Origin of the sequence: Streptococcus sp. SC1 (assembly GCF_030272855.1) — a bacterium.
Lineage (GTDB): Bacteria > Bacillota > Bacilli > Lactobacillales > Streptococcaceae > Streptococcus.
On record NZ_JAQCMU010000003.1, the window covers coordinates 14,710 to 33,125 of the forward strand.

At 43.0% G+C, this 18,416-nt stretch carries 17 protein-coding genes; 14 read left to right on the forward strand and 3 right to left on the reverse strand.

All coding sequences use genetic code 11. The features are described 5' to 3' along the window. The first annotated feature begins 99 nt into the window (after positions 1-99). The 11 genes from PAN94_RS05360 (at position 100) to PAN94_RS05410 (ending at position 10,626) form a co-directional block, all read left to right on the forward strand. Positions 100-792 (forward strand): YwaF family protein, encoded by a 693-nt coding sequence (locus PAN94_RS05360; RefSeq protein ID WP_285875031.1) that lies wholly within the window; start codon positions 100-102, stop codon positions 790-792. A gap of 108 nt (positions 793-900) precedes the next feature. Continuing rightward, positions 901-1,581, forward strand: coding sequence for a YwaF family protein (locus PAN94_RS05365; protein WP_285875032.1), 681 nt, complete (start codon positions 901-903; stop codon positions 1,579-1,581). 294 nt (positions 1,582-1,875) lie between these two features. After that, the gene (locus PAN94_RS05370; protein WP_125381331.1) at positions 1,876-3,420 is read left to right on the forward strand and encodes a peptide chain release factor 3; all 1,545 of its coding nucleotides are present in this window, start codon (positions 1,876-1,878) and stop codon (positions 3,418-3,420) included. Between the two features lie 318 nt (positions 3,421-3,738). Beyond that, entirely contained in the window at positions 3,739-4,650 is a 912-nt protein-coding gene (locus PAN94_RS05375) for a magnesium transporter CorA family protein (RefSeq protein ID WP_125381334.1), read from the forward strand. Between the two features lie 180 nt (positions 4,651-4,830). After that, entirely contained in the window at positions 4,831-5,724 is an 894-nt protein-coding gene (locus PAN94_RS05380; RefSeq protein ID WP_285875033.1) for an ABC transporter ATP-binding protein, read from the forward strand. Continuing rightward, positions 5,721-6,935, forward strand: a complete 1,215-nt coding sequence (locus tag PAN94_RS05385) for an ABC transporter permease (protein ID WP_285875034.1) — start codon at positions 5,721-5,723, stop codon at positions 6,933-6,935. Before PAN94_RS05380 ends, PAN94_RS05385 begins: the two co-directional genes overlap by 4 nt. 129 nt (positions 6,936-7,064) lie before the next feature. Then, complete coding sequence (pyrH, locus tag PAN94_RS05390; protein ID WP_005589574.1) at positions 7,065-7,790, forward strand: UMP kinase; 726 nt, start codon at positions 7,065-7,067, stop codon at positions 7,788-7,790. Between the two features lie 19 nt (positions 7,791-7,809). Next, positions 7,810-8,367, forward strand: a complete 558-nt coding sequence (gene frr / locus PAN94_RS05395; RefSeq protein WP_005589576.1) for a ribosome recycling factor — start codon at positions 7,810-7,812, stop codon at positions 8,365-8,367. Between the two features lie 99 nt (positions 8,368-8,466). Continuing rightward, positions 8,467-9,321 (forward strand): RNA-binding virulence regulatory protein CvfB, encoded by an 855-nt coding sequence (cvfB, locus tag PAN94_RS05400; protein WP_149555750.1) that lies wholly within the window; start codon positions 8,467-8,469, stop codon positions 9,319-9,321. Next, positions 9,322-9,537, forward strand: a complete 216-nt coding sequence (locus PAN94_RS05405; protein WP_005589581.1) for a YozE family protein — start codon at positions 9,322-9,324, stop codon at positions 9,535-9,537. A 90-nt stretch (positions 9,538-9,627) separates the two neighbouring features. After that, positions 9,628-10,626 carry a PhoH family protein gene (locus PAN94_RS05410; RefSeq protein ID WP_285875035.1) on the forward strand — a complete coding sequence of 333 codons (999 nt, stop codon included), beginning with the start codon at positions 9,628-9,630 and terminating at the stop codon, positions 10,624-10,626. A gap of 53 nt (positions 10,627-10,679) precedes the next feature. Here PAN94_RS05410 and nrdF read toward each other — a convergent pair whose 3' ends face one another. The 3 genes from nrdF to nrdH all read right to left on the reverse strand — a co-directional run bounded on the left by nrdF (position 10,680) and on the right by nrdH (position 14,244). Further along, positions 10,680-11,645, reverse strand: coding sequence for a class 1b ribonucleoside-diphosphate reductase subunit beta (nrdF, locus tag PAN94_RS05415; protein WP_005589584.1), 966 nt, complete (start codon positions 11,643-11,645; stop codon positions 10,680-10,682). Between the two features lie 126 nt (positions 11,646-11,771). After that, complete coding sequence (gene nrdE, locus PAN94_RS05420) at positions 11,772-13,931, reverse strand: class 1b ribonucleoside-diphosphate reductase subunit alpha (RefSeq protein WP_285875036.1); 2,160 nt, start codon at positions 13,929-13,931, stop codon at positions 11,772-11,774. A 94-nt stretch (positions 13,932-14,025) separates the two neighbouring features. Further along, positions 14,026-14,244, reverse strand: coding sequence for a glutaredoxin-like protein NrdH (gene nrdH / locus PAN94_RS05425; RefSeq protein ID WP_005589588.1), 219 nt, complete (start codon positions 14,242-14,244; stop codon positions 14,026-14,028). A gap of 443 nt (positions 14,245-14,687) precedes the next feature. Between nrdH and PAN94_RS05430 the strand changes: the two genes are divergently transcribed. The 3 genes from PAN94_RS05430 to PAN94_RS05440 all read left to right on the forward strand — a co-directional run bounded on the left by PAN94_RS05430 (position 14,688) and on the right by PAN94_RS05440 (position 18,350). Beyond that, positions 14,688-14,951 carry a phosphocarrier protein HPr gene (locus tag PAN94_RS05430; protein ID WP_005589589.1) on the forward strand — a complete coding sequence of 88 codons (264 nt, stop codon included), beginning with the start codon at positions 14,688-14,690 and terminating at the stop codon, positions 14,949-14,951. 4 nt (positions 14,952-14,955) lie between these two features. After that, on the forward strand, positions 14,956-16,689 hold the full coding sequence (gene ptsP / locus PAN94_RS05435) for a phosphoenolpyruvate--protein phosphotransferase (RefSeq protein ID WP_285875037.1): 1,734 nt from the start codon (positions 14,956-14,958) through the stop codon (positions 16,687-16,689). Between the two features lie 236 nt (positions 16,690-16,925). Then, positions 16,926-18,350, forward strand: coding sequence for an NADP-dependent glyceraldehyde-3-phosphate dehydrogenase (locus PAN94_RS05440; RefSeq protein ID WP_285875038.1), 1,425 nt, complete (start codon positions 16,926-16,928; stop codon positions 18,348-18,350). The last annotated feature ends 66 nt before the right edge of the window (positions 18,351-18,416 follow it).

Here is an 18,416-nt window from a genome sequence, read left to right on the forward strand (position 1 = left end):
AAGAAGTTGAAAAACCTTTTTAAAAGAAATTAAGGACTTTGCTAGGAAGAGCAAGCCCAGTGTCCTTAAAAATTATTTATTAGGATGAAAATTTGAAAGATGAATTTACTAGATTTTTTTACTAGTCACAAAACAGAACCGCCTGTGATGACGCCTTTTGCTTATATTCTGCTCATGATGAGCCTAGTGTCCGTCATCTATGTTGCTAGTCGTTTTTTTGAGCGAAAGAAAGTGCAGACTTTTTTTAGAGTTGCCCAAATCGTGCAATTAGTCTCTTTGTATGGCTGGTACTTGGTTATTCAGGAGCCTTTGTCGGAGAGTCTCCCCTTGTATCATTGCCGAGTCGCTATGTTTGCTGTCTTGCTACTGCCAGATAAAGTAGCCTATAAGCAATATTTCGCCTTATTGGGAGTATTTGGACCGATTTGCGCCATTGTCTATCCGATTTTGGATCCCTATCCATTTCTGCATATCACGCTATTTTCATTTTTCATCGGTCATTTAGCCCTGTTAGCCAATTCGATTATCTACCTGATGAAGCATTATGATAGACTTAATTTGTCCTATCGCCGTATCGTAGAAATTACCTTTGGCTTAGACTTCCTCATCTTGCTTGGAAATATTGCATTCGGGGGCAACTACGGTTTCTTAAAGGATCCGCCTCTGGTAGGAGATCATGGTATGCTTGGGAATTATATGATCGTGTCTGTGGTCTTAGCGACGGCCTTGCTTCTATTTTCTTACTTGTTCAAAGAAATGAAGGAAAGACAGGCAGAGCGATTGATCCAATAAAGATTGGAAGAGGAAATGATTTCTCTAGCAACTAGGAGAATTCTGCCTAGATTTTCAATCTGACTGCGAGTTTGAACATACAGATTTTAAAAGTAGAAAGGAAACTGGATGCATCATTTTTTGACTACCAACCAAACTGAACCACCCTTTGTTTCAGCTTTGGCCTACTCTTTGATGATGGCATTGCTTTTGCTGTCTGTCTACGCATCGATAAAATATCATAAGAATCCTAGCTTTATAAAAAGCATGAAAATCCTTCAGTTGTGCCAACTGGCAGTTCTTTATAGTTGGTATGTGGGTTTTCAGCTTCCTCTGGCAAATAGTCTGCCTTTATACCATTGTCGTTTGGCCATGTTTGCGGTAGTCTTTCTGCCAGATAAATGGCCCAGCAAGCAGTATTTCGCTCTCCTAGGAGCCAGCGGAGCAGTCTTTGCCCTTGGCTATCCAGTCTTTGATCCTTATGATTTCCCACACATTACCAGCTTTTCTTTCCTGATTGGTCACTATGCGCTCTTGGTAAATTCCCTGATTTATCTGATGAATCACTACGACAAGACCCAACTCAAGAAATACATGATTGTTCTCTATACTTTTTTGCTCGATGCCTTTCTTGTCGGCGTCAATCAAGTGACGGGTGGAAATTACGGTCTGCTAAAAAGCCCACCTTTTATCAGTCAGCACAATCTTTTAGTAAAATATCTAGCTGTGTCGATTATTTTGTCCGCTACCTTGCTTCTTTTTGATGAAATATTTAAGAAACGGTGGAAAAAGCAGCTAGAAATTGTTTAATATTGCATTTTATAGCTCCTGTCAAGTTTAGTTGGCAGGAGTTTTCTTAAATCTGATTTTAATCTTAATCATTGCAGTTTTCCTCTTTAGCAGTGTCATTGTCAATTTTAAGACAAATTTGACAAAAATAAAGAATAGAATCGCTGAAAAGAGCGATTTTTATGTTCTTCAGATAATTGAAAAAAAGCGCTAAATCCGCTATAATAGGTAGGTTGAAAGGATTAGAATATTCCAATGTAAAATATAAAAATACTGACATTCGCCATTATCCTAAAATGAAAGAAAGAGAAGAAAATGACTTTACAAGAAGAAATTAAGAAACGACGTACCTTTGCCATTATTTCCCACCCAGACGCGGGGAAAACAACCATTACTGAGCAGCTGCTCTACTTTGGGGGCGAAATTCGTGAGGCTGGTACTGTAAAAGGTAAGAAAACAGGGAATTTTGCCAAGTCTGACTGGATGGATATCGAGAAACAACGTGGAATTTCGGTCACTTCATCTGTTATGCAATTTGACTACGATGGCAAACGAGTCAACATCCTTGACACACCAGGACACGAGGACTTCTCTGAAGATACCTATCGGACCTTGATGGCAGTGGATGCTGCGGTCATGGTCGTGGACTCTGCCAAGGGCATTGAGGCCCAAACCAAGAAATTATTTGAGGTTGTCAAACACCGTGGGATTCCCGTCTTTACCTTTATGAACAAGCTAGACCGTGATGGACGTGAGCCACTAGACCTCTTGCAAGAATTGGAAGAAGTCTTGGGTATCGCCAGCTACCCTATGAACTGGCCAATCGGGATGGGGAAAGCCTTTGAGGGTCTCTATGACCTCTATAACCAACGTTTGGAGCTCTATAAAGGGGATGAGCGTTTTGCTAGTCTGGAAGATGGGGACAAACTTTTTGCCAGCAATCCTTTCTATGAACAAGTTAAGGATGACATTGAGCTCTTGAAGGAAGCAGGAAACGAGTTTTCAGAGGAAGCTATTTTAGCTGGTGAGCTAACCCCGGTCTTCTTCGGTTCAGCCCTCACTAACTTTGGTGTGCAGACCTTCCTTGAAACTTTCTTGAAATTTGCTCCAGAACCACACGGACACAAGAAGACAGACGGGGAAATTGTGGATCCTTATGACAAGGATTTCTCAGGATTCGTCTTTAAAATCCAAGCCAATATGGACCCTCGTCACCGTGACCGTATCGCCTTTGTTCGGATCGTATCGGGCGAATTTGAGCGTGGCATGAGTGTCAATTTGCCTCGTACTGGGAAGACTGCCAAGCTTTCTAATGTCACCCAGTTTATGGCGGAAAGTCGTGAGAATGTGACCAACGCTGTTGCAGGAGATATCATCGGAGTTTACGATACCGGTACTTATCAGGTTGGAGACACCTTGACGGTTGGAAAAAACAAGTTTGAATTTGAACCATTGCCAACCTTTACACCTGAAATTTTCATGAAAGTTTCTGCTAAGAATGTCATGAAGCAAAAATCCTTCCACAAGGGAATCGAGCAATTGGTGCAAGAAGGAGCCATTCAGCTTTATAAGAACTACCAAACAGGCGAGTACATGCTGGGCGCCGTCGGCCAACTCCAGTTTGAAGTCTTTAAGCACCGCATGGAAGGTGAGTACAATGCAGAAGTGGTTATGAGTCCAATGGGTAAAAAGACGGTTCGTTGGATCAAGCCGGAAGACCTAGACGAGCGCATGTCTTCAAGCCGCAATATCTTGGCCAAAGACCGCTTTGACCAACCAGTCTTCCTCTTTGAAAATGACTTTGCCCTCCGCTGGTTTGCGGATAAATATCCAGATGTAGAGTTAGAAGAGAAGATGTAAATCGTTACAAATGACTAGCAACAGAGAGTTGCTGTCATTTGACGGTAACCGCTATGGCGGCTTACCTAAACGCTTCACTAGGAAAGTAAGCGTAGTGCCTAACTACCTCACTAACTTATCGGTGAAAAAAGACCGTTTCCGCATCTTCGTGTCGTAGCTAGTGACTTGATTTAGCTAACTTCCTTACAAGCTATATTTAAAAGATGATATCGATTTGCTTGGTTATTGTCAGGACATAGGAGCTTTGGCTATGAGGCTAAGTGTGGGCATTATGTATGAGCTATTAGACAATCATTCTAGATCCCAGAAAGGAGTTCTATGTTTCTGGAAAGAAAACTAAAAGACCAATCTGTCTGGATCAACATTGATTCAGATGATGTTAAAAAGAATGGACAGATTTATCAGGATTATAATATCGACCTTGAAACCATCGAGTATGCGCTGGATAAAAACGAGCGAGCTCACATGGACTACAATCGCGAGAATGGGACGGTTCTTTTTATCTATAATGTGCTGAATCTAGCGACAGAGAAGGACTACTATGAGACCATTCCGATGACTTTCGTGGTGCAGCAGGATCGTCTCATCACCATCAGCAATCAAGACAATGCCTATGTGGTTGATATCATGAAGGCTTACACGGAGCACCATGAGCCCGTGTCAGTCTATAAGTTTCTTTTTGCCAGTTTAGAGTTGATCTCCAATTCCTACTATCCGGTCATTGAGCAGATGGATAAGCGCAAGGATGAGCTTAACCGACTTTTGCGTCAGAAAACTACTAAAAAGCACTTGTTTGCCCTCTCCGACTTGGAAACCTCTATGGTCTATCTGGTAGCGGCATCCAAGCAAAATAGTATACTTTTAGAGCACATCAAGAGCAATGCTGTTTATCGTAGCTTTGATGAACTAGAGACCGAGCAATTTGAAGATGCCATGATTGAAGCACGTCAGCTGGTTTCAATGACGGATTTGATTGCTCAGGTTCTTAGCCAGCTTTCGGGCTCCTACAATAACATCCTGAACAACAATCTGAATGATAATTTGACTGTCTTGACTATTATTTCGGTTCTTCTGGCAGTCCTAGCAGTCATCACTGGCTTCTTCGGTATGAATGTACCCCTGCCTTTGTCAGATGATAAAAATGCTTGGCTTTATATTATCATCATTAGCTTTGTTCTCTGGACTCTTTTGACCAAGCTCCTCAACTGGGTGGTCAATAAAGAGCGATGAATAAAATACATTAAACGAATGAGGTTTTCGAGTCTCATTTTTTTGTGGTATTACTTGGAGCGAGTTTCATCTTCTATTTATGAAAAATAGAGATAAAATTTCTTGTATAGTAGGACAAAAAGATGAAAAACTGCTTTCAAAGTAGTATAATAATCTTAGTATCATAATAGGAGGTTTCATATGCTTCATGTAGAAAAACTAGAAAAAAGTTTTGGGCAAAAGCAAGTCTTGTTCGGTATTGATTTCGAAGCCCAGCCGGGGCATATCCTTGGTTTGATTGGGAAAAACGGTGCTGGGAAAACAACGATTTTTCACAGTATTTTACGCTTCCTAGACTATACTGGAGAGATTCGTTTCGAAGGGCAGGCGATTGAGCAGGAGACCTATAGCAGGATTGGATACCTGCCTGAGGAAAGAAGCCTGATGCCCAAGCTGACGGTCTTTGAACAAGTGCGCTATCTGGCAAATCTAAAGGGTGTGCCGACAGCTGTTGTCAAAGAAAAACTGCCCCAGTGGATGGAAAAGCTTCAGGTCAAGGGAAAATTAACCGACAAAATCAAGAGCTTGTCTAAGGGGAACCAGCAAAAGGTTCAGCTGATTATCACGCTCCTGCATGAGCCAGACTTGATTATTTTAGATGAGCCTTTCAGCGGTCTGGATCCTGTCAATACTGAAATCCTGAAAGAAGTCATTATTGAAGAGAAAAAGCGCGGAGCGACGATTATCTTCTCGGATCATGTCATGACAAATGTGGAAGAGCTGTGTGATGATGTCTTAATGATTCGTGACGGGCAAGTGGTTCTCAATGGGGATGTGCAGGCAGTCCGCAACCAATATGGCAAGACTCGTCTTTTCGTTTCAAGTGACTTGTCTCAGGCTGAATTAGAAGCCCTGCCCCATGTTGTCAAGGCGACGCAGACCAAGCAAGGCATCTGGAAATTGATTCTGGACGATGAAACAGCTGGTCCTGAATTGTTTGATCGCTTGACGCAGGGAAGCTATGTGGCAACTTTCGACCAGCAGGCACCAACAATTGATGAAATTTTCAAATTAGAATCAGGGGTGGAAGTATGAAACAAATGTTAATCGTAATCAAAGAAACCTACCTGCGTCATGTCAAGTCTTGGAGTTTTGTCTTTATGGTCTTGTCTCCTTTTCTCTTTCTTGGGCTGAGCTTGGGGATTGGCTATCTGCAGGGAAGCTCCATATCCTCTTCTCAAAAGGTAGCAGTGCTGACCCAGCTTGATTCTGTCAGAGAAGTATTAAGAAATGAAGATCAGCTGAGTTTTCAGTACAAAGATGAAGCTGCAGCCACGCAGGCTGTAAAAGATAAGAAAATCGCGGGCTATCTGACGATTGAGGAAAGAGATGGACAGCTTTCTGCCACCTACTATGCAGAAACCAGCATGAACGCTGCAACGAAAATGGCTCTGTCCAATTCCCTTATCCAGGTTCAGCAGGCTTTAAACTTGGCCAAGGCTGAATTATCAGATGAGCAGAGTCAGATTCTTGCGCGGACAGTCCAGTTTGAAGAAAAAATTGATGAAAATAAAGAAGGCAAGAAGATGGTTCAGACCTTTGCTGCAATGGGACTGGGCTTATTGCTCTATATGATTCTGATTACTTATGCCAGCGTTACTGCCCAAGATGTGGCCAGTGAAAAGGGCACAAAAATCATGGAAGTTATCTTCTCCAGTATTAAGGCGACCGATTATTTCTATGCTCGTATGATTGGGATTTTTGCAGTGATTCTTAGCCATCTGGGCATTTATGTGCTTGGTGGACTGGCAGCCTTTCTCTTTGCGGACAGCATTCCTCTTGTATCTCAAGTTTTGAAGAGCAATCCAGCCATTCAGCAGTATATCGGAGAAGCTGTGTCTTTGAATACCCTAGCTTTTGTAGCTGTCAGCATCTTTATGTATGTTGTCTTGTCAGCCTTTCTTGGTTCAATGGTGGCACGAGCAGAAGATACAGGAAAAGTCCTTTCGCCAGTTATCATGCTGATTTTAGTCGGCTTCATGGGAGTTTCAGCTTTGGGGGCAGCAGGAGATAATGTGATTTTGAAGGTTGGTTCTTATCTTCCTTTCATCTCAACCTTTTTCATGCCTTTCCGAGCTATCAATGGTTATGCAACCAGCTTGGAAGCTTGGCTTTCTCTAGGAATTACAGCTGCTTTTGCGGTGATGATGACAGTTTTCATCGCGCGAATCTACTCCAGCCTTGTCCTGCAGACGGATGATTTGGGAGCTTGGAAGACCTTCAAACGTGCTTTAAAATATAAATAAATCACAACTTCACTGGAGTCATCTGGTGGAGTTTTCTTTTTGTATTTTAATTTAATATTTTGAATAATAGGGCTAGGTAAAAAGTGGAATTTATGGTAAAATAGTACAGATAAAACAAGGAGTGGAAAAATGGTAGAACCTAAATATAAGCGTATTTTGATTAAACTATCTGGAGAAGCTTTGGCTGGCGAAAAAGGTGTGGGTATCAATATCGCCACTGTTCAAAAGATGGCTGAAGAGATCAAGGAAGTCCATGAACTGGGCATTCAAATTGCCTTGGTTATCGGTGGTGGTAATCTTTGGCGAGGCGAGCCAGCAGCAGAAGCAGGTATGGATCGCGTTCAAGCGGACTATACTGGTATGTTGGGAACAGTCATGAATGCACTTGTAATGGCAGATTCCTTGCAACAAGTGGGCGTTGACACCCGCGTTCAAACAGCAATTGCCATGCAGCAGGTAGCTGAGCCTTATATTCGTGGACGTGCTCTTCGTCACTTGGAAAAAGGTCGGATTGTTATTTTCGGTGCTGGTATTGGTTCACCATATTTCTCAACAGATACGACAGCTGCTCTGCGGGCTGCGGAAATTGAGGCAGACGCTATCCTTATGGCTAAAAATGGTGTGGATGGGGTCTACAATGCCGATCCAAACAAGGATAAAACGGCTGTGAAGTTTGATGAATTGACCCACCGTGACGTTATTAACAAAGGCTTGCGCATCATGGACTCGACTGCTTCTACCCTTTCTATGGACAATGACATTGATCTAGTTGTCTTTAATATGAATGAACCTGGCAATATCAAACGAGTGGTCTTTGGCGAGCAAATTGGGACAACTGTCTCAAATAATTTATAAAAATCAGGGAGAAAAGAAAATGGCAAATGCAATTGTAGAAAAAGCAAAAGAAAGAATGACCCATTCGCACCAAAGTTTGGCCCGTGAATTTGGTAGCATCCGTGCAGGCCGTGCTAATGCTAGCCTTTTGGATCGCATCCATGTGGAATACTATGGAGTAGAGACACCGCTTAACCAACTCTCTTCTATCACGATTCCAGAAGCGCGTGTTCTTTTGGTGACACCTTTTGATAAGTCTTCTATCAAGGATATCGAGCGTGCGATTAATGCATCTGACTTAGGTATCACACCATCTAGCGACGGATCTGTCATTCGATTGGTTATTCCAGCTCTGACAGAGGAAACTCGTCGTGAATTGGCTAAAGAAGTAAAAAAAGTCGGTGAAAATGCTAAGATTGCGATTCGTAACATCCGCCGCGACGCGATGGACGAAGCTAAGAAACAGGAAAAGGCTAAAGAAATCACTGAAGATGAATTGAAGGTTCTTGAAAAGGATATCCAAAAAGTCACTGATGATGCAGTGAAGCATATCGATGATATGACAGCGACTAAAGAAAAAGAACTTCTAGAAGTTTAATATTTTGGCAGAATCAAAACTCAGTTGGCCTAGGCTGGCTGAGTTGTTTTAACATAAAAATCCTTGCGATTAGAAGAGGCAAGGTAGAAGTAGGACTATATGAACACAAATCTTGCTAGCTTCATCGTGGGGATTATCACGGATGAAAACGATCGTTTTTACTTTGTCCAGAAGGATGGACAAACTTATGCTCTTTCTAAAGAAGAGGGACCGCATGAGCTAGGTCAGTCTGTCAAGGGCTTTGCTTATAGCGATATGAAGCAGAAGCTTCGCCTGACGACTCTTGAAGTCACAGCGACCCAAGAGCAGTTTGGCTGGGGAACAGTGACGGAGGTTCGCAAGGATCTAGGCGTCTTTGTCGATACCGGCCTGCCGGATAAGCAAATCGTTGTGTCGCTAGACATCTTGCCAGAAATCAAGGAACTTTGGCCTAAGAAGGGCGACCGTCTCTATATTCGTCTCAGTGTGGACAAGAAAGACCGCATCTGGGGTCAACTGGCCTATCAAGAGGACTTCCAGCGCTTGGCTCGTCCTGCCTACAATAACATGCAGAACCAAAACTGGCCAGCCATCGTTTATCGGCTCAAGCTTTCTGGCACCTTTGTCTATCTGCCAGAGAATAATATGCTGGGCTTCATCCATCCGAGCGAGCGCTATGCAGAGCCACGTCTGGGGCAGGTCTTGGACGCACGAGTGATTGGCTTCCGTGAAGTAGACCGCACCCTTAACCTCTCCCTCAAGCCTCGCTCCTTTGAAATGCTGGAAAATGATGCTCAGATGATTCTGACTTATCTGGAGAGCAACGGCGGCTTCATGACTTTGAACGACAAGTCTTCACCAGACGACATCAAGGCTACTTTTGGCATTTCCAAAGGCCAGTTTAAAAAAGCCCTGGGCGGTCTCATGAAAGCCGGTAAAATCAAGCAAGATCCGACTGGGACGGAGCTGGTTTAAATGAGAAAATCTTTTTACAGCTGGCTAATGACAGAGCGCAATCCTAAAAGTAATAAGCCCAAAGCTATTTTGGCGGATTTGGCTTTTCAGGACACGGCCTTTCCCAAGCATACGGATGATTTTGATGAGGTCAGTCGTTTTCTGGAGGAGCACGCAAATTTTTCCTTTAACTTGGGCGAGTTTGATGCGATTTGGGAAGAATATCAGGCCCATTAAGTGGATAGTGGCTAGGGATAGTCATTTTCTGCTTGCTTTGATATAATAAAGATAATTCATTCAAAAAAATAAAGTAGAGAGGTTCTTTGTTTGCAGGAACATTCAGTAGAATTGAAACTGGGCCATCCAGATGATGCCTTTCATCTCTTTGGCTCTAATGAACGCCATCTGCGCCTGATGGAGCAGGAATTAAATGTCACCATCCATGCCCGAACCGAGATTGTGCAGATTATGGGCACGGAGGCCGCCTGTGAGGAGGCTCGCCAGGTCATTCAGGCTCTCTTGGTCTTGGTCAATCGTGGTATGACTATCGGAACGCCCGATGTGGTAACAGCCATTACCATGGTCAAAAATGACGAGATTGATAAGTTTGTAGCTCTTTATGAAGAAGAGATTATCAAGGACAGCTATGGCAAGCCGATTCGGGTCAAGACACTTGGCCAGAAAATCTATGTGGACAGTGTTAAAAATCATGATATCGTCTTTGGTATCGGGCCAGCTGGAACAGGGAAGACTTTTCTAGCGGTGACCTTGGCCGTGACAGCTCTCAAGCGTGGGCAGGTCAAACGCATCATCTTGACGCGACCAGCGGTAGAAGCCGGTGAGAGTTTGGGATTTCTGCCTGGTGACCTTAAGGAAAAGGTAGATCCTTATCTGCGACCGGTCTATGATGCCTTGTATCAGATTTTGGGCAAGGACCAGACGACGCGTCTGATGGAGCGAGAAATCATTGAGATTGCACCCCTGGCCTATATGCGGGGGCGGACGCTGGATGATGCTTTTGTCATTCTGGATGAAGCGCAGAATACCACCATCATGCAGATGAAGATGTTTCTGACACGTCTCGGCTTCCAGTCCAAGATGATTGTCAATGGTGACATCAGTCAGATTGATCTGCCTCGCAATGTTAAGTCTGGCCTCATTGACGCTCAAGAGAAATTGAAAAATATCTCCCAGATCGATTTTGTGCATTTCTCAGCCAAGGATGTGGTTCGCCATCCAGTAGTGGCGCAAATTATCCGTGCCTATGAACCTCCAGCTCCTAAGAAAGAGGATAGTGAAGTAGCTGAGGACGAAAGAATTAGCTGATAAAAAAACGACTAACTTGCTCATCAAGTTAGTCGTTTTTTAGTATCTGCAAATTATTTGGTTAAACCGTAGTTGTAGTCATCGTCTTGCATGGCTTCAACTTCACCAAGAAGGTAACCATTTCCGACTTGAGAGAAGAAGTCGTGGTTAGATGTTCCTGTTGAGATTCCGTTCATGACGATTGGATTGACATCGTCTGCTGAATCTGGGAAAAGTGGATCCTGTCCTAGGTTCATGAGGGCCTTGTTGGCATTGTAACGAAGGAAGGTTTTCACTTCTTCGGTCCAACCAACACCGTCATAGAGACTTTCTGTATAACCCTCTTCATTCTCGTAGAGAGTGTAGAGCAGATCGTACATCCATTCTTTGAGTTTTTCTTGCTCTTCTTCTGGCAATTCGTTGAAACCAAGTTGGAATTTGTAACCAATGTAAGTTCCGTGAACAGACTCATCACGGATGATCAGTTTGATGATTTCCGCAACGTTGGCCAGTTTGTTGTTACCGAGATAGTAGAGGGGTGTAAAGAAACCAGAGTAGAAGAGGAAGGTTTCAAGAAAAACACTGGCAATCTTCTTTTCAAGGGGGCTACCATTGAGGTAGATTTCATTGATAATTTCTGCTTTTCTTTGTAGGTATGGGTTTGTGTTAGTCCATTCAAAGATTTCTTCAATTTCAGCCTTGGTATTCAAGGTAGAAAAGATAGAAGAGTAAGATTTTGCGTGAACGGACTCCATAAATTGGATGTTGTTGAAGACGGCTTCTTCGTGGGCAGTACGGACGTCCTTGCGTAGGGCATCTACACCAGATTCAGATTGGAGGGTATCCAGCAATGTCAATCCTCCGAAGACCTTGCCGACCAAGTCTTTTTCTTTGTTTGATAGTTTTCTCCAGTCGTCTAGGTCATTTGACAAGGGGATACGCGTATCGAGCCAGAATTGCTCCGTCAGCTTTTCCCAAGTTGATTTGTCAATGACATCTTCGATAGCATTCCAGTTTATGGCTTTATAGTATGTTTCCATGATAATCTCGCTTTAAACTTCTAATACTTGCTTATGTCGCCGATGGAATGATTTCCTTGGCGACATTGCGATAGGTGTTTTTTTATTTTGTTGAATTTAAATGGTGTAATTGTAAATTGTTACTTACTAGATCACACAGCTTTCACATTGGTTAGCTCCTACTTCGCCGCCATCGTCAGTAAAGGTGCGGACGTAGTAGATGGACTTGATTCCCTTGTTGAAGGCATAGTTACGCAGGATAGAAAGGTCACGGGTTGTTTGCTTGCTTTCTTTTTTCCACTCGTAGAGGCCCTTAGGAATATCGCTGCGCATAAAGAGTGTGAGTGAAAGTCCTTGATCCACGTGCTCAGTTGCGGCTGCATAGACATCGATCACCTTGCGCATGTCCATGTCATAGGCGCTGGTGTAGTAAGGAATGGTCTCAGTTGACAAACCTGCCGCAGGATAGTAAATCTTACCGATTTTCTTTTCCTGACGTTCTTCGATCCGCTGAGTGATTGGATGGATTGAAGCAGAAACATCGTTGATGTAGCTGATAGAGCCATTTGGTGCAACAGCTAGGCGGTTTTGGTGATAGAGACCGTCCGCTTTTACCTTGTCACGAAGTTCTGCCCAGTCAGCAGCGGTTGGGATAAAGATATCTTTGAAAAGTTCCTTCACACGGTCAGACTTAGGTACAAATTCACCCGTCAGGTATTTGTCAAAGTAAGTGCCGTTGGCATAGTCAGATTTTTCAAAGTTATGGAAGGTCACACCGCGCTCGCGAGCGATATTATTAGACTCAACTAAAGTCCAGTAGTTCATGAGCATAAAGTAGATGCTGGTGAACTCGACAGCTTCCGCAGATCCATAATCAATCAGTTGTTGCGCCAAATAGCTGTGCAGTCCCATAGCTCCCAGACCAAAGGTATGCGCCAGACTGTTACCATTGTCGATAGAAGGGACAGCTGTGATGTGCGAGCTGTCAGTGACAAAGGTCAAAGCGCGTGTCATAGTCCGGATGGATTTTCCGAAGTCAGGCGAAGTCATCATGTTGACAACGTTGGTAGATCCCAAGTTACATGACACATCTGTTCCCAAGCGGAGATACTCTTGCGCATCATTCAAGAGGCTAGGCTCTTGCACTTGCAGGATTTCAGAGCAAAGGTTACTCATGATGATTTTGCCGTCGATTGGATTGGAACGGTTGGCAGTATCGATATTCACGACATACGGATAGCCAGACTCTTGCTGGAGTTTAGAGATTTCTGTCTCCAAATCACGGGCTTTGATTTTAGTTTTGGTAATCTTAGGGTTAGCGACCAACTCATCGTATTTTTCAGTGATGTCGATATAGGCAAATGGTACGCCGTATTCACGTTCAATTGAATAGGGGCTGAAGAGGTACATATCTTCATTTTTACGCGCCAATTCGTAGAATTTATCTGGAATCACGACCCCGAGCGAGAGGGTTTTAACCCGAACTTTTTCGTCGGCATTTTCTTTCTTGGTAGAAAGGAAGGCGATGATATCTGGGTGGAAGACATTGAGGTAAACAACCCCAGCTCCCTGACGTTGGCCCAGCTGGTTAGAGTAAGAGAAGCTGTCTTCGAAGAGCTTCATAACAGGTACAACGCCAGACGCTGCTCCCTCATAGCCCTTGATAGGTGCTCCAGCCTCCCGCAGATTGCTGAGAGAAATACCGACCCCACCTCCGATACGAGACAATTGCAGGGCAGAGTTAATGGAGCGGCCGATTGAGTTCATATCATCTGTTACTTGGATGAGGAAGCAGGAAACCAATTCACCACGACGAGCTCGACCAGCGTTGAGGAAGCTTGGTGTAGCCGGTTGATAGCGCTGGTGGATGATTTCATTTGCGATATCCTTGGCAATGGCTTCATCTCCGTTGGCAAAGTAGAGGGCATTAAAGAGCACTCGATCTTCCATGCTTTCCAGATAGTATTCACCATCATTTGTCTTCAGTGCATACTGGTTGTAGAATTTATAGGCAGCCATGAAAGATTTGAACTTGAAATCTTGAGCACGGATAAAAGCAGACAACTCTTCAATATATTCAGGAGAATAGAGTTGGATAAATTCTTTTTCCAAGTAGTTCTCTTCGATTAAGTATTGAATTTTTTCAGTAATAGAAGCAAACTTCATCGTGTTTGGTTCAACATTTTCTTTAAAGAAGGCTTCCAAGGCTTCTTTGTCTTTGTGAAGCATGATTTGCCCATTGACTGGACGGTTAATTTCGTTATTTAGACGGAAGTAAGTCACATCTTCTAAGTGTTTGAGTCCCATAATTTTCCTTTTTCTAAAATGTCTTTTGCTTGTACAAAATAAACGGCTCCTACGAATGATAGGAGCGGCAACAAAGCTCTAAATACTGGTGAGATTATGATAATTTTTTAAGTTTACCAGGCTGGAAACCAGAGAATGCTTCAGTTGGCGTTTGAATAACAGGCGCTGCATTGAAACCGAGGCTTTTAACATGGTCGATGTATTCTGGTTGCTCATCAAGGTTGATTTCGCGATATTCCACATTGTTGGTATCAAGAAAACGTTTGGTCATCTTGCATTGAACACAATCGTTTTTAGAGTAAATAGTTACCATTAGATGATTCCTCTATACTTTCATTTTCTTAAATTTAAATCTGAAACTAGTATATCTAAAAGCGAATTCGATGTCAACAGTTTTGAACTAAATATTGTATGATATTTTCTTATAGCAACTATAGAGATACAATATATAGTGTATAAAACATCGAAACAAAGAGAAATAACCACAAGAAGTAACAGCGCTTACTGTACTTTAAGCGAAGCTAGACCAAGAAGAATTCATTATAAGGAAGAAAGCCTTGAAACGATTTCGGAAAGAGAGGGAGTTGATGATTGAATCTACTATAATTAAAACAGAATTCATTTTCAAACTCTAACGAAATATTTTGTAAGCGTGCTATAAAATTCTTGAAAAAGATTTCAAAAAGTGATATAATATCAACTTGTAAGGGTTATCACTTTAACTCAAAAAGAATTATTTTAAAGGAGAGTCTAACTATGGCTTCTAAAGATTTCCACATTGTGGCAGAAACAGGTATTCACGCGCGTCCAGCAACATTGTTGGTACAAACAGCTAGCAAATTTGCTTCAGATATCACTCTTGAGTACAAAGGTAAATCAGTAAACCTTAAATCAATCATGGGTGTTATGAGTCTTGGTGTTGGCCAAGGTGCTGACGTTACAATCTCAGCTGAAGGTGCAGACGCGGATGATGCTATCGCTGCTATCTCAGAAACAATGGAAAAAGAAGGATTGGCATAAGAAAATGACAGAAATGCTAAAAGGAATTGCAGCATCTGATGGTGTTGCTGTTGCTAAGGCATATCTATTAGTTCAACCGGATTTGTCATTTGAGACTGTTTCAGTCGATAATACGAATGCAGAAGAGGCTCGTTTGGATGCAGCTCTTGAAGCTTCACAGAACGAGCTTTCTGTTATCCGTGAGAAAGCAGTAGATAGCCTTGGTGAGGAAGCGGCTCAAGTATTTGACGCTCACTTAATGGTACTCGCTGACCCTGAAATGGTTGGTCAAATTAAAGAAACGATCCGTACTAAGAAAGTAAATGCGGAAGCTGGTCTGAAAGAAGTTACAGACATGTTTATCGCTATTTTTGAAGGTATGGAAGACAATCCATACATGCAAGAACGTGCGGCAGACATTCGTGATGTAACGAAGCGTGTTTTGGCAAACCTTTTGAGCAAGAAATTACCAAATCCAGCTTCTATCAATGAAGAATCAGTTGTGATTGCACATGACTTGACTCCTTCTGATACAGCTCAATTAGACAAGAAATTTGTTAAAGCGTTTGTAACCAATATCGGTGGACGAACAAGCCACTCTGCGATTATGGCGCGTACGCTTGAAATCGCAGCCGTATTGGGAACCAATAATATCACTGACCTTGTTAAAGACGGCGATATCATTGCAGTAAATGGTATCACTGGTGAAGTTATCATTAACCCAACTGAAGAGCAGGCAGCAGCATTCAAGGCAGCTGGTGAAGCTTATGCGAAGCAAAAGGCTGAATGGGCTCTCTTGAAAGATGCCCAAACAGTGACTGCTGATGGCAAACACTTTGAACTCGCTGCTAATATCGGTACACCAAAAGACGTTGAAGGTGTCAATGCAAATGGTGCTGAAGCCGTAGGTCTTTACCGTACAGAATTCCTTTACATGGATTCACAAGACTTCCCAACAGAAGATGAGCAATACGAAGCTTACAAGGCTGTCTTGGAAGGCATGAATGGAAAACCAGTGGTTGTCCGTACGATGGACATCGGTGGAGATAAGGAGCTTCCTTACTTCGATATGCCGCATGAAATGAACCCATTCCTTGGATTCCGTGCATTGCGTATCTCTATCTCTGAAACTGGTGACGCTATGTTCCGTACACAAATCCGCGCTCTCTTGCGTGCTTCTGTCCATGGACAATTGCGTATCATGTTCCCGATGGTTGCTCTCTTGACAGAATTCCGCAAGGCTAAAGCAGTTTATGAAGAAGAAAAAGCGAAATTGCAAGCTGAAGGCGTTGCTGTAGCGGATAATATCCAAGTGGGTATCATGATTGAAATTCCAGCAGCAGCAATGTTGGCGGATCAATTCGCCAAAGAAGTTGACTTCTTCTCTATCGGTACTAACGACTTGATCCAATACACAATGGCTGCTGACCGCATGAACGAACAAGTTTCATACCTCTACCAACCATACAACCCATCAATCCTTCGCTTGATCAATAACGTTATCAAGGCAGCTCACGCTGAAGGCAAGTGGGCAGGTATGTGTGGAGAAATGGCCGGTGACCAAACAGCTGTGCCGCTTCTTGTCGGAATGGGCTTGGATGAATTCTCTATGAGTGCCACTTCTGTCCTTCGGACTCGTAGCCTTATGAAGAAATTGGATACGAAGAAGATGGAAGAACTTGCACAGCGCGCATTGACTGAATGTGCAACGATGGAAGAAGTTCTTGAACTTGAAAAAGAATATCTTGACTTCGATTAATCTGAAAATTAAGATCAGGAAAATTTTCCTGGTCTTTTTTAGTTTTCTTCAACGTCATAGTGGACCTAGTGTAGAAAGTGAGAATTGATAAAAAATCGAGAAATATAGAGAGTTCATATGAGCAAAAGAAGATGATTCATGAAATTTGTGAAAAATTTCTTTAAATATATAAAATTTAGTTGAAATTTTCAGAAAATTTGATAAAATGATACTTAATAACATTATGGAGGGTACAAGTGACACAATATAAGAACTATATAAATGGAGAGTGGAGAGCTTCTGAAAATGAAATCACCATCTCATCTCCTATCAATAATGAGATTTTAGGAACTGTGCCTGCCATGAGTCAGGCAGAGGTTGATTATGCGATGGCGAGCGCTCGTGCTGCTTTGCCAGCTTGGCGCGCTCTTTCAGCAGTCGAACGTGCAGCTTATCTGCATAAGGCCGCGGATATTTTGGAGCGTGATCAAGAGAAGATTGGCGAAATTTTGGCAAAAGAAGTTGCCAAGGGTATCAAAGCGGCAGTCGGAGAGGTAGTCCGGACAGCAGACTTGATTCGTTATGCGGCTGAAGAGGGCATCCGTATTCACGGTCAAGTTATGGAAGGTGGCGGCTTTGAAGCTGCCAGCAAGAAAAAATTGGCTATGGTTCGTCGTGAGCCTGTAGGAGTTGTCTTGGCTATTGCGCCATTTAATTACCCAGTCAATCTGTCTGGTTCTAAGATTGCTCCTGCCCTTATCGGCGGAAATGTTGTGATGTTTAAGCCACCTACTCAAGGTTCGATTTCTGGTCTGCTCTTGGCTCAGGCTTTTGCTGAGGCTGGTCTGCCTGCTGGTGTTTTCAATACCATCACAGGCCATGGTTCAGAAATTGGGGACTACATTATTGAGCATAAGGAAGTAAACTACATTAACTTTACTGGCTCCACTCCAATCGGTGAGCGCATCGGTAAGTTGGCTGGTATGCGTCCAATTATGTTAGAATTGGGTGGTAAGGATGCTGCAGTTGTGCTGGAAGATGCTGACTTGGAGCATGCAGCTAAGCAGATTGTTGGCGGGGCATACAGTTATTCCGGTCAGCGCTGTACGGCTATTAAACGTGTCATTGTCATGGAGAGCGTAGCAGATAAATTAGCGGCGCTGATTAAGGCAGAGGTAGAGAAACTGACGGTTGGTGATCCCTTTGATAATGCGGATATCACACCAGTCATTGATCATGCATCAGCAGATTTCATCTGGGGCTTGATTGAAGATGCTCAAGAAAAGGGAGCGTCAGCCTTGACAGAAATCAAACGTGAAGCAAATCTCATCTGGCCTGCCTTGTTTGATCATGTGACACTGGATATGAAATTAGCTTGGGAAGAGCCATTTGGTCCTGTTCTTCCGATTATTCGTGTGACTTCCGTTGAAGAGGCTATTCAGATCTGTAACCAGTCAGAATTTGGTCTGCAATCTTCAGTCTTTACAAATGATTTTCCGAAAGCATTTGAAATTGCTGAAAAACTGGAAGTGGGTACTGTACACATCAATAATAAGACCCAACGTGGTCCAGATAACTTCCCATTCCTTGGTGTTAAGGGGTCTGGAGCCGGAGTGCAAGGGATTCGTTACAGTATCGAAGCGATGACACAAGTAAAATCCATCGTGTTTGATGTGAAATAATGAGAAAGGCGGCTTTGTGCGGCCTTTTTTCTCACCTTGATGAACTTGTAAATCTAACAAGTGTTC